The following is a 12,249-nucleotide window of genomic DNA, read 5'->3' as shown; positions in this document are numbered from 1 at the left end:
AACACGAAACAAAGATACCTCCCTCTCGGACGGCGCATTGAACTGCGCACAAGCCTGACAAATTGCCGCCCGTATCTGTTGCAGCATAAGAGCACTGCTGCCCGGCGATTGAGCTGTACGGAACGAGCGCTAGATGTCAGTCCGCAGCGTAAAGATCCACCATGGCATCCCAAAATGCCTGCTGAGCGGGGAAAATGCCCCCCTTGCGCCGGGCAGCGCAGATGTTCCATGTCATCTCTTCACGCATGTCGATCCGGCGCAACAGGCCCAAACTCTCATGCTCGGCAAACGCTTCAGCCACGCCACCACAAACCATATTGGTCCGGCCCGTGAGATCGGTCAGAAGGGCATAGTCGTCACATTCGAAAACCGGCAGCCGGTTGACTGTTTCCCACGCGGCCTCGTCATTACCAAGAATACGCGCGATCGATACGCGCCAATGTTTGTGCAGGTACGGACTCGCCATAGGTAGCCGCAGAACGGCGGCAAGCTCGACCGGGCCCTGCTCATGGATCGGATGGTCAGGGCGCGCGACGAACACAATTGATTTTGGGGCGATGATCTTAAGATCAAGGTCGCTCATATCCGGGGTATGCGTGAGGTCGCACAACGCAATATCCAACTCGCCCCGCCGCAGCGCGTCGATCGGGGCCTTGGTCGCATCAACGCGCACCGCGACGCGCACGCCACTTTGCGTACGCAGTAATTCGGCCAGGATTGGCGAGACAATCGCCCTGCCCGGAAGCGGACCACAGCCGATGCGCAGATAATCACCACCCGTGTCGCGCAGCCGTCTAAGGCCCACCTCGAACGACCCGACAGCCCCGTCGAAATCATCGAGAAGCCGCAGCACTTCACGTCCCGCCGTGGTCAGCCGCACTCCGTTGCGCTGCCGGTCGAACAACGTCATTCCCACCGCGCGCTCGGCCTGCTTGATATGGCGCGAAAAGCTTGCCGGTGAGATAGCGAGATGATCCGCCGCTTCACGGAAGCTACCGAACCGGGCAAGCGCACGGATCGCGCGCCTTTGGTGATCCTCAAGCATCGCGCCTCCAGCGTTTCACTAAATGCAACGCACATACCGAATGATGAAAGGGCGGGCAATCGAAAGGATTGACCCTTCGTTATCTGTTACGGTGATGGCCGGACGGATGATTTAGACAACGACGGAGTATGCATGCCGCCATTCCCCTCACGACGCGCCCTGGGCTTCGCGACTATTCTTTTCGGTCTCGCGACGGGCGCACTGGCGCAACAGGCCGACAGGCCGAACGTGTTGGTCATCATGGCCGATGATGTCGGCTGGGCGAGCCTTGGAAGCTATCATCAGGGCATCAAAAGCATCGAGACACCAAATCTCGACGCGCTGGCATCCGAGGGGATGCGTTTTACCGATTACTACGCCCAGCCGTCTTGCACTGCGGGTCGATCAGCCTTTCTGACCGGGCAGCTTCCTGTACGTACGGGTATGCACACCGTGGGCCTTCCGGGAGATCCGGTCGGGTTAAGCGACGAAGATCCAACCGTAGCCGACTTATTCAAGCTGCTGGGCTACACAACGGGCCAATTCGGCAAGAACCATCTAGGCGACCGCAACGCGTTTTTGCCGACCACCAAGGGCTTCGACGAATTCTGGGGCTGGCTTTATCACCTGAACGCGATGGAATACACGATCGACCCGGATTGGCCAGATGACGAGGCATTCAACGCCCGGTTCGGGCCGCGGAACGTGATCCATGCCTTTGCCACAGACGAAGCCGATGAAACGGTGGACCCCCGCTGGGGCCGTGTCGGCAATCAGCGCATCATTGATGACGGGCCGGCGCCGCCCGATCGCCAACGCACGCTCGACATCGAAGTGGCGGACAAGACGATCGATTTTATCGACCGCGCGGTAGACAGCGACACGCCGTTTTTCGTGTGGATGGCACCAGCGCGCGCGCATGTTTGGACCCATCTCAGCCCGGAATACGAAGCTCTTCTGGGCGATGGACGCGGCTTGCAAGACGTCGTGATGAAGGAACTTGACGACACTGTCGGCCGCGTACTCACGCGTCTTGACGATTTGGGCATCGCCGATAACACCATCGTCGTTTTCACGTCTGACAACGGACCCGAAACGCTAACTTGGCCCGATGGCGGCACCTCGCCATTTCGCGGGGAAAAGGGGACCACGTGGGAAGGCGGCTTTCGCGTACCTGCGATCATCCGCTGGCCGGGCATGGTTGAACCAGGTGTCGTGAACAACGAGATCTTCGACTCGCTCGATTGGATGCCGACATTGGTTGCAGCGGCAGGTGGCCCGAACGATCTGCCCGAACTTCTGCGCGATGGATATGAAGGTTGGCAGGTGCATTTGGATGGCTATAACCAGTTGCCGATGCTGACCGGTACAGGCGACAGCGCGCGCCGCGAGATCATCTATTACGAAGGCACAGAATTGCAGGCGATCCGCTATGCCGACTGGAAGGCGCATTTCGTACTGCAGAACCATGGCTGGGCCGGAATGAAGGAACACCTGAACGCGCCGCTTTTGATGAATCTGCGCCGGGACCCCTATGAAAAGGCGTTCGACGAATCCGGCATGTACGTGCGCTGGATGGGCAACAAGATGTGGGCGTTCGGGCCGGCGAGTGCAGTTGTTCAGGGTCATCTCCAAAGCTTTCAAGCGTTTCCACCACGCGGCGCGCCGATGGCCAATGCCGAGGCCGTGAATAGCCACACCAGCCGCGAAGGCGGCCTGTCGCAATGAGCCTGCGACTGTCTGCAATGAGCCGGGTCCGGTCCCTTACGGGGCCGGGTTTGTTAGTGGCCTGCGCACTTGTCGGCCTACCGGCGCTGGCAGAGATGTCAGGTCAGGCCGATACGGATACACTGTTCGAAAAAGTCCGGAATAATGTGGCAGCTGCACCCGAGTTGGACATCATAGCTGAAATCGATCATGCGCGTCTGGCCGCTGTCGCAGGCGAGACGATGCCCCCTGCACGGGTTGTGATCTTTTCAGACCCGGCACTGGATGCGGCCCTGATGAAAATCGATCCCCGGATCGGCGTCGATCTACCCCTGCGGGTCCTTGCCTTCGCCGCGTCTGACACTGGGCAAGCATTCACTGCCCATAACACGTTGGACTACGTTGCGTCGCGTTACAGTGTTTCAGTCCCTCAGGACCTGCGTGACCGACATGATGCAGTCCTCGCACGTGCCCTCGCAGGGGTTTCGGCCTCTGATCTGACTACGTTCCCGACCGACATAATGCAGCCTGACGGCCTGGTCCGCCTCGATAGTCCGTTCGGCTTCGACGAAACGCTTGATCGCTTGCGCGCGGCGGTGGATATGCAGGAAGATACTGTCTGGTTCGGTGAGGTAGATTTCACTGACAGGGCCTTAAAACAAGGGGTGGAAATCGCCCCTGCGCGTTTACTTTTGTTCGGCGGGCCGGGTCCAGGCGGCCGCGCGATGGCCAAAGCCCCAACACTTGGTCTTGATGCTTTTTGTCAAAAGATGCTGGTTTTAGAACGTTCCGACGGGCGAATAGAGGTTCTTTTCAACGATCTTCTTGCGCTCGCCGATAGGCAAGATGTCCCAAAATCGCTGCCGCTGCGGATCATCAACCGCCGCATGCTCAAAACATTCACCGAAGCTCTTGAAGGATAAGTTGAGATGACACTGACCCGGATGCAATGTGGCTTTCTTCTGGTGGCGGCCGTGGGGCTGACGCCGATCGCGCTGTCTTATGGGCTGTTCCCCGGTGCAAGCTTGTCTTGGCTCTTTGGCATCGACGCGGGGGATGTAAACACGCGGCATATCTTTCGCGCAATCATGGGTTTGTACCTAGCGATGGTCGTGTTCTGGGTCATCGGGGCGGTCAGGACGGACCTGCGCGTAGCCGCCCTTTGGAGCCTTGTCGTGTTCATGATCGGGTTAGCGCTTGGACGGATGTTGAGCCTCACGTTTGACGGCTGGCCGCACCCACTCTTGGTGGTTTACATGATATTGGAATTCGGGTTTGCTTTCGTGGGGTGGAAGCTTTTGCATCCAACGCAAGCGCGCACATCGGCTAGGTGATCAGTCCGGCATATGCTGGGTTGGATCGAGGATGCATCCGTCTCGCTCTGAAATCCAGATTTTGCAGAAAGGGCTGGCTGAGGCACTGACCACCTATCTGTCATCGTTCGCGAAGCGCTTCATATCCTGCTTTGCGAATGGGCTTGAGCAAATAATCTAAAACCGTGCGCTCTCCCGTTGTAACGTCGACCTGCGCAACTATCCCAGCGCCAACACTGTGGCGGGCTCCCGCATTAACCAGTTCCGTGCTCGACATTTCGATCATCATCGGAAAGTAAGTCTCTCCGGTTTGCAGATCAGTTTCGGCATCAGCGCCTACAAGGCTCACGTGCCCTTCCAGTGTACCGAAAATCGTAAAATCCAACGCAGTCAACTTGACCTTTGCGGGCAAGTCAGGGCGGACGTAGGCCACATCCTCCGGTCGCAAACGGGCCTATACGAGCAACCGGTCGTCGGCGGGTACGATGCGCAGGACCTCTTCCCCCGGTCCAACGACCGAACCAATTGTGATGCCGCTGCGCCGGGAAACGACCCGGCAACCGGAGCGCGCAAGTCCGCCCGAGCCTGCGCGCGTCAACTCACGGAACGATTGCGCAAGCGAATTTCCCGCCGCCCAGTTCAGCACTTTCATGAAGCATCAGCGATCTGCCCCGTATTTCGGCCAAGGTGAACGTCGTTTGTATAAAGGAGGCGGTCGACGCCCCGTTGGCATCCACCATGATGTCCGGAAGATCCCCAGCGGGGATATCCGATCCCATTGTCTCGGATCCCATTGTCATAGTCGCTGAATGGTCGGCAGCGCCTGCCATGGAAACACCCGTGCTGGCCATTGAATCGCTGCTTCCGGTCATGGCGCCGCCGCCGTGGCCCATGTGATCAGTGCCACCACTCATATGCCCGTCGTGACCGTCGCTTCCGTAATGTGCGCCTGCTGCGCCGCCCGGTTGACCATCTTCGCCGGGCAGACATGTTGCATACTCATGGACATGGGCTGCGTAGTGTCCCGGTGGCAGCCCAAGCAGATCTGCCGTAACTCTTACACCCTCGGCTGTCTGGTGAAATGAAACCGACCCGTAAGATGTACCGTCAGCAAGCGACGAAACGTCTGCCACAACGGTTTCGGCGGGGGTCAACTCTGTATAGAGCATTCGGGCATGGTCGACGTTGTGACTGTAGTTCGGCCCGGCCAATGCCGCCAAAAGATGCTCCCGTGCCTGATCGGGCATGTCCTGCTCTGCATAGGCGACCCCAAGATGATACTGGATGGTCACATCGTCAGGCTCCGCTTCTGCGGCGCCCTTCAAGAGCTTCATACCCGCCTCGTACGCGCCCTGTCTCACAAGAACCCATCCGAGGATATCCTGATTGATGGCCTCGTGCGGAGCCATCGCAGTGGCCCGATCCGCAAAAGCAAGGGCGGTTCCAAGATCTTCCGCGATATCGGCTCGCGCAAGCGCGCCCAGGGACAAGCCCGCCATATGGACCGGATTGTTTTTGACCGCCCTGTCAAACGCTGAAATGGCTTTGGCCACCCGCCCGTCGCTCAGATACATCAGGCCAAGTTCGGAATTGAGATCAGCAGACGACGGGTTTGAGACAAGCGCTTCCAAGAGCAGCATTTCCACATCCGCATGGCTGCCGCCCGCGTGTTCGTCACCCACGTAGCTACTGTGCCCATGGATGACCCCGGAGAGCGTGAGCCATGTCTTGGGTTGTTCCGGATCAATGCGCAACGCTTTGCGCAGAGACGACTCGGCGGTTGTCTTGTCCCCCAATGCCGAGGCAAGCACACCGTGCTGCTGCAAGATCGCGGCGCTCTGCGGAAAGCGGACGATGGCCTCACTGGCTTTTTCAAAGGCTGCCTGTGCGCCGCCCGCATTACTTAGAATGTCCAATTCAAGCAGCGCGACATCTTCTCGTTCCGGGTAGCGGGTTGTCAGAGCTGCCGCCTTTTCCATCGCAACTTCCGACTGGTTGCCTTCAACCAAGGTGCTGAAAGCCCGACGGAAAAAAGTGATGTCGTCACCTTGGTGCTGTTCCTCGGCGATGGTTTCCCAAATCAAGGCGGCCGCAGTAATGTCGCCCTTCGCGGCCAGAACGATGGCAAGGTCAGGCCGCAAAGCCGAGCCCATCTCCGGGTGATCCTTCATCAGGCTTTCAAGGCCCGCCTGCGCACCATCCAAGTCACCACTCAGTCGCAGGATGCGCGCATCGGTCAGTCTGAAGCTGGGGTGCTCGGGGTCGATCAACGATTCCAAGGTATCAAGCGCCTCGCGCGCTGTAATGGGGTCTCCCATCACAATCGCCGCATCAAGAAACCGTCCGAAAAGCTCAATCTTCGATTGGGATGGCAGGTCGAGGTCTGGATTGCGAACTGCCGGGCCCAGCAGATCAAGAACATCGCGGTGTCGACCGATCTGCGTGTAAAGATCCGACAAGTCAAAATGCGCTTGGTTAACCGCGCCATAGGGCAGGCCAAAGACGCGCAGGGTTCTCTCGGACAAAATGATCGCTTTAGCGATGTCACCTTCCGCTCTTTCAAGCTGTGCAAGTTGCCGAAGGGCTATGGGATTGTCTGGCGATTGCGCGACAACTTTTTCAAGTTCCTTGCGTCCGGTGCGTGCATCACCCGCCAGAACCAGAGAGGCCCCGTATTTCGCGCGGAGCCAATCATTTTCGGGCGCAAGTGAAACCCCCTTGCGGAAGGCCAACAGCGCGCCAGCGGCATCGCCGTCTTGCAACAGGGCGGCACCGGCAAGATCGTATGCCGCAGGATCGTTCGGGTACCGCTTTAGATAGTTCTGAAGCGCAAGACCGGCTTGCTCATCATCCTGATTCACCAGGGACGCAATCTTGAACAGGGCGGCGGGGTCTTTAGGCGCGCCGCTCAATGACAAAATGGTGGGCGAGGTGAGCCATTCAAATTGCTCCCCCAGAAACTCTTCCCCCACTTCGGCCGAGAACGTTGCGGACACCACAGGTGACGATTGCAGCACGAAGAATGTCGAGATCGCGCAAGCCAAAGCTGTACTGCGCACAAATCCGTTTGATGCCAACATTGCGTCCTCCAAAGCGGTTCTTATCTTTGAGTATAAATAAAAAAAGCGAGGGCAGAAAACCCGCCCTCGCCTAAAATAAGTCTTAAAGCTGCGTGATCTTAAGCACCGCGACGGCGGATCATGCCAAGCCCAGCCAGTGCTGCTGCCAGAAGTCCCAAGGCAGCAGGCAGTGGAACGTCCGCACTAACCGGCTCTCTGAGATTGATGGTAACAGTGCCCTGATCCGTCAGGCCGCCATCCGTCGCGAGGAACGTTGCAATATATGTTCCTGCCGTGAACCCGGTCGAATCCCACGTGAAATTGCCAGATGTTGGATTTCCTGGAAGACCTGCCACGAAGCTGGACCCGCCGATTGCGCCGCCCGGCCCGGTAAAGGACAGGAAGCTCAGCGTCACGTCGTCACCGACATTGGGGTCGCTGGCCGCTACGATCTCGTTGATCGTGTCACCCACCAGTGCGTTAACAACAACGTCGATAATCGCAGGTGGCTCTGGTGTCACGCCGGTGCTGTCAACGGCATCAAACAGCCAATCGAATTGCACTGTGGCAACAGTTTGCGCACCGTCTGACGCAATGATCTCACCCGAGAATGCCATATCGGCCCCGATGTTAGACCCGTTGTCAGCATACCCTGCCGTTGCGGCCGCAGAAATGCCGATCTGCCCGGCGGCATCAATTGTATACCCAGGCGCCTGACTGTTGATCCCAACGGTGAGAACAGTGTCATCATAGCTCAGGGTCAACCCATCGGGTGACACAACGTCCAGGTTATCAGAATAGGCGACGCCCCGCTGTACGTTCGGCTGAATGTTCTGGATATCGAACGCGATTGGGTTCACGGCACTGGATCCGTCCCACACAATTGTGGAGGTCGTGCCCATATTGCTGGCGGCGTTAGGTACTCCGCTCACACGGCAGCAACTGCTCCAACTGATCGTATAGGTGCCCGCTCCCCTTGCGCTGATGTCCACAGACGCGGTCTCGTCGGTGCGCGTGAAGCGGGAATCCGACGTATTGGTCGTGTCGGCGCCCATATTCAGATTGAAAGATGGCCCACCGTCTTTGGAGATGGTGACGAAATTCACGTCATCAACGGCAGTTGTCCGCCAGAACGACGTCGCTTGGATTGTTAGATTGCCGCTGCTGTCGATGCTTGGGATCAGAACCGACCCACGGTTATGCGACGCGTGTGCCGCTGCCGTGGAAAGCCCAGCGATCGCTGTGGCCAAAAGTAATTTCTTAAACATGATAAAAAACCTCCAACTCATGTCGCTCGCAAACCAGCCACGCTTGGTACAAAACACCTCGGGCAGGCCGCCCCCCTTTTCAGGATAGCTCAAAGTATCCCAACGTAAGCTTCCTGAGTCAATCAAAAGTTCACTTTCTGTTTACCATTGTCGGTTTTTCTTCATTACTTTTGTTTCGTCTGGAAACGACGTATCTGACGCCACGGATTGGCAGTGTTGCCTCAAGCCGTGAGGGGTTCATGTCGTGACTCCAGTGTGGTGGCTGACCGGCAGAACCACCGCGGATGCGCCGAGACAAAGGTGCACAGCATGAAATTTCCGGGCCAGCGGCTGATGGCGCGCGATTTCGACCGCCAAGTTGCCGAGCTTCAGGTACGTGTTGCGATCCTGAACGGTCACACCGCCCTTGGCATCCATGTCACGAAAGCCGTGGGATAAGTCCGCCTAGGGTAAAGGAAGAACCGTCGGACAGTTGATTTGCGCGACAGAGTCACTGTTACGTCCATAGTTGCGCTTGAAGGAGGAACGGGTTGCCCCGATTGAAGCCAAACTCCGCAAAGTCGGCAACTCCGCCGTCATGACTCTCAGCACCGAGATGCTTGCGCTACTTGATGCCAAGGAGGGTGGGATACCCTCTTTGCTGTTCGAACCGATGATGGCGGGCTGGATCTGATCACGGAAAATCCCGATGACATCGGCGCGGCGCTTGACTTCCTTGTTGAAGCGCTCGATCGGGTTCATGCTGTGCAAGTTTCCCAAGTTCGACAGCAAGTCTGCTCAGCGATTGAACGCATTTTGGCGGGTGACGCCGTTTTGAGCCTACACACGGGCTGTCAGGCGTGTTCGGGCTGCGAAGCCTTCACGCAAGCTGCGCGACCATCACGCCTGATCGAGCGCGACGGGATCGACATTGACCGTTCAACACTGGCCGACTGGGTTGGCAAATCCACGGCGTCGATGATCTGTTGCCGGGGAAAGCCACATCATAGGGCGGGCAGACCGGACGCTTACGGTTGTTGTCGAACTTGGGTGATTTCATCGACCTTAGCGCCGCCAAATTGCGCTCAAATCCAAGGGGACGTGTCGAAGTTGAGGAAGAAGCACATGGGTATCGGCGACATGACACAAGCCATGAAACTGAAAACCGACGCTTCAAATCTACGACTGCGGCCCCTTAACATTGGGGAAGTAACCCACGCCGGAATGGCCCGGACAGTGGAGCATGGTCACTCTGCCACCCAGCACCCATCGTGCATGCGCCGCGTCAAGGCACAGATAGAAAAGCCTCAAGCCTTTGCGTGAAGATGTCTGCGCCTCGCGCGTTAAGGTGTCGGTTGTCGGCGAACCAATCCAAGCGCATCCCGTCAACCTCCCTGTCCCACACATCCGATAACGGAATCACGAGCGCATCACCATTTACAAGAGCTTTGGATGCGCGCGCGAGCGCCACATCTTTATCGACAACAATAGATAGTTCCGCTGCTTTTGTCGCACGGGCCAACGCCTCTTCGTACGGACGTACGAGTGGCGCCCCAGCAATCACAATCAATTTGACATTTGACTGAGCTGCAAGTTCGGCAATTCTTTGCAAAGAAGCAATCGATCGGTCCAAAATTTCAGGATCTTCATCGACAGTTGTCACAACGAGCCGCGTGATGAAATCTGCCACAATCTGTATTTGGTCAGGCGCGGCTGGATCTGAAAGTTGCGAAAACTCGAAACGCGCCGACGGCGATCGCTCCGGTGGGTCAATGGCGTTTACAAAGGCTGAATGAAGTGCTCTGGTGTGCGAAAGGTGAAATATACCACGAGGCGGAAAAAAGCTTGCTTCCAGCCAGCCCAGAATGTCACCTTCTATCAATGAAAACGCCGAATTTATTGTGGTAAGTACATAAGCTTGATCTCGGGGTGATGGATTAAGCGATTTTAACTTCTGCCTGGTCCCATTGTCCTGATAGAGTTGGCTGAAATCCAATATCATGAAGGCATAGTCAGGAGCGCCACCACTCAACAAAAACTGCTCAAAAATCTTTTCCGTCTCGAATATATCTGCCGAAGGAAGCCATAATGGAACATGCGACATTTCCAATAGATCAAAACTGATATTGACGTTATAAGAGGCTCCGATTGTAATAGCAGATACATCAAGACTGTCAGCTAGCTCAAATGCGCTGACTCTACTTGGCATTATCGGAAAAGAGGTTTCCCGAGTACACCATGACAGCGCCTTTAGTATTACAAGAAAGACTGTGAGAAATAGCAATGTGCGAAGAAGAGAGAATTTTTTTGAAGACTCAAAACTGAAAATAGATAAACGCATTATCTTCTCCATTCGAGGTAGAAAACAGGATTACAAAAAGAAGCAACCCAATATAAAGCGCCCAACGCCAAAAGGTAGACTTCGGAAGTTCATCCAGTAAGGTCGGCTTCAGGCGATGCCCCATCCAGACCAAGGTTCCCAAAAACGCTGTAAAGAGCTCAGCTTTATGTTTAACTTCAGTGGCAAAGATGTCGTGAAAGCTCACCTGAAAGAGCTCCCCGTAGACCGCTAGAGCATGCGGAACCGACGGAGAAAGAAAAAGCGCGCCGAAAATTGCACTGAGAGAAAAAGTTCGAACAATCCGTGCAGCTTGCCAAAGCTGACCGGATGGCAGGGTCCAGCCATTCCTTGCACACAGGGTTTCGATTACAATGGTCAGGCCATGCAGGAACCCAAACAGGATGAAGGTGATATTGGCCCCATGCCACAGGCCTACTATAAGGAAAGTGAACACTATAAGGACGTATCGCCCGGTCCGTGATGTAATTAAGCTCGCAAGTGGTGTATGGAGATAATCAAAAATCCATTTTGTCAGCGTGATGTGCCATCGTTGCCAGAAATCACGAATGGAAGTCGCAGTCATCGGCGACCGAAAATTCTTTGACAGTTCGATACCTATGATCCTTGAAGACCCACGCGCAAGATCAGTATAGCCTGAAAAATCAGCATAGATATAGAAGATCGATAAAGAAACAGCAATCAACAGACTGATTGGTTTTCCACTCGGATCGTCTTGATAGACGTCGGCAAAGAATGGGGTCAGGCCTGCCACGATCACGAGCTTTTTCATAAGTCCGAACAAGATCAACAGGCAACCACTTCGAAATCTGGTCCAGTCGAAAGGGCGTTGGGAATGAAGTTGGGGTAATAGATCCCGTGCCCGTTCAATTGGACCAGCAATAAGTTGCGGAAAATATGCAACATAGAGAAAGAAGTAACCGGGATGTCGTTCTGGAACCTGCTTTCCTCGGTATACATCAATGGTGTAGCCCATTGATTGAAGTGTGAAGAAAGATATTCCGATCGGCAGAATGAACTGGTCGGCAGTCGTTGCAAAGCCACCACTAGTCAGATAATCAAAACCATCCTGAAGTAGGATTCGATACTTGAAATACCCAAGTAAAAAAATGTTTATGATTACACTGGTGGTCAATAGCCCTACGCGAACAGCCTTGCCCTTCGCTTGAAATAGAAAAAGACCACACAAGTAGTCTACAGCACCAGATACAAGTAGAAGCCAGACCAAACCAAACTGAGATGTCGCATAAAAAATATAACTAGCGGAAACAAGTACGATCCACCGCGTCCATTTTGGCAATAGAAGATATGACAAAAAAACGATGCACAGAAGAATAGCATATTCGAAAGTATGGAAGAGCATTCTACGCCACCTGACAGACAATTCCATTCGAGCAGCCGATAAAGACCCAACTCATTGTGCGAGAGTATTGCAGGTGTTTTCGAGCGCAGCGCTTATATGAAATAAGACTAGTGAACTTCGTAGACGCTGCCAACCCAAGTTCGACAGCAAATCCGCCAAGCGATTGAAAGCATTCTG

General features: G+C 55.4%; 9 protein-coding genes and 2 pseudogenes. 4 read left to right on the top strand and 7 right to left on the bottom strand.

Translation table 11 applies throughout. From position 1 onward, the window contains the following. Positions 1–136: 136 nt before the first annotated feature. Complete coding sequence (locus E2L05_RS08615; RefSeq protein ID WP_133342512.1) at positions 137–1,045, bottom strand: LysR family transcriptional regulator; 909 nt, start codon at positions 1,043–1,045, stop codon at positions 137–139. A gap of 132 nt (positions 1,046–1,177) precedes the next feature. Between E2L05_RS08615 and E2L05_RS08610 the strand changes: the two genes are divergently transcribed. From E2L05_RS08610 to E2L05_RS08600, 3 genes are read left to right on the top strand one after another with little or no spacing between them, the layout of a single operon-like run. Then, positions 1,178–2,752: an arylsulfatase gene (locus E2L05_RS08610; RefSeq protein WP_133342511.1), complete on the top strand. Its 1,575-nt coding sequence runs from the start codon at positions 1,178–1,180 to the stop codon at positions 2,750–2,752. Further along, on the top strand, positions 2,749–3,654 hold the full coding sequence (locus E2L05_RS08605; RefSeq protein WP_133342510.1) for a DUF302 domain-containing protein: 906 nt from the start codon (positions 2,749–2,751) through the stop codon (positions 3,652–3,654). The genes E2L05_RS08610 and E2L05_RS08605 overlap by 4 nt, the downstream gene beginning before the upstream one ends. Before the next feature lie 6 nt (positions 3,655–3,660). Beyond that, the gene (locus E2L05_RS08600; protein ID WP_208016238.1) at positions 3,661–4,065 is read left to right on the top strand and encodes a DUF4345 domain-containing protein; all 405 of its coding nucleotides are present in this window, start codon (positions 3,661–3,663) and stop codon (positions 4,063–4,065) included. A gap of 100 nt (positions 4,066–4,165) precedes the next feature. On the opposite strand, the gene E2L05_RS21050 is transcribed toward E2L05_RS08600, so the two are convergent. The 3 genes from E2L05_RS21050 to E2L05_RS08585 all read right to left on the bottom strand — a co-directional run bounded on the left by E2L05_RS21050 (position 4,166) and on the right by E2L05_RS08585 (position 8,371). Beyond that, a complete protein-coding gene (locus tag E2L05_RS21050; RefSeq protein ID WP_341776741.1) occupies positions 4,166–4,393 on the bottom strand; it encodes a hypothetical protein in 228 nt (75 codons plus the stop codon). A gap of 250 nt (positions 4,394–4,643) precedes the next feature. Beyond that, complete coding sequence (locus E2L05_RS08590; RefSeq protein ID WP_133342509.1) at positions 4,644–7,124, bottom strand: tetratricopeptide repeat protein; 2,481 nt, start codon at positions 7,122–7,124, stop codon at positions 4,644–4,646. A gap of 98 nt (positions 7,125–7,222) precedes the next feature. After that, the gene (locus E2L05_RS08585; protein ID WP_133342508.1) at positions 7,223–8,371 is read right to left on the bottom strand and encodes a hypothetical protein; all 1,149 of its coding nucleotides are present in this window, start codon (positions 8,369–8,371) and stop codon (positions 7,223–7,225) included. A gap of 285 nt (positions 8,372–8,656) precedes the next feature. Between E2L05_RS08585 and E2L05_RS08580 the strand changes: the two are divergent. Next, positions 8,657–8,809, top strand: a pseudogene (locus tag E2L05_RS08580) (IS5/IS1182 family transposase); the annotation flags it as partial. 216 nt (positions 8,810–9,025) lie between these two features. On the opposite strand, the pseudogene E2L05_RS20970 reads toward E2L05_RS08580, so the two are convergent. The 3 genes and pseudogenes from E2L05_RS20970 to E2L05_RS08560 form a co-directional block, all read right to left on the bottom strand. Beyond that, a pseudogene (locus E2L05_RS20970) lies at positions 9,026–9,121 on the bottom strand (transposase); the annotation flags it as partial. Positions 9,122–9,635: 514 nt separating this feature from the next. Continuing rightward, on the bottom strand, positions 9,636–10,691 hold the full coding sequence (locus tag E2L05_RS08565) for a hypothetical protein (RefSeq protein WP_133342507.1): 1,056 nt from the start codon (positions 10,689–10,691) through the stop codon (positions 9,636–9,638). Beyond that, entirely contained in the window at positions 10,666–12,072 is a 1,407-nt protein-coding gene (locus E2L05_RS08560) for an MBOAT family O-acyltransferase (protein WP_165971718.1), read from the bottom strand. The genes E2L05_RS08565 and E2L05_RS08560 overlap by 26 nt, the downstream gene beginning before the upstream one ends. Between the last annotated feature and the right edge of the window lie 177 nt (positions 12,073–12,249).

This window comes from Meridianimarinicoccus aquatilis (assembly GCF_004358675.1).
GTDB lineage: Bacteria > Pseudomonadota > Alphaproteobacteria > Rhodobacterales > Rhodobacteraceae > Meridianimarinicoccus > Meridianimarinicoccus aquatilis.
The sequence above is the reverse complement of the archived record's forward strand: the minus strand, read 5'-3'. Positions and strand labels throughout refer to the sequence as shown.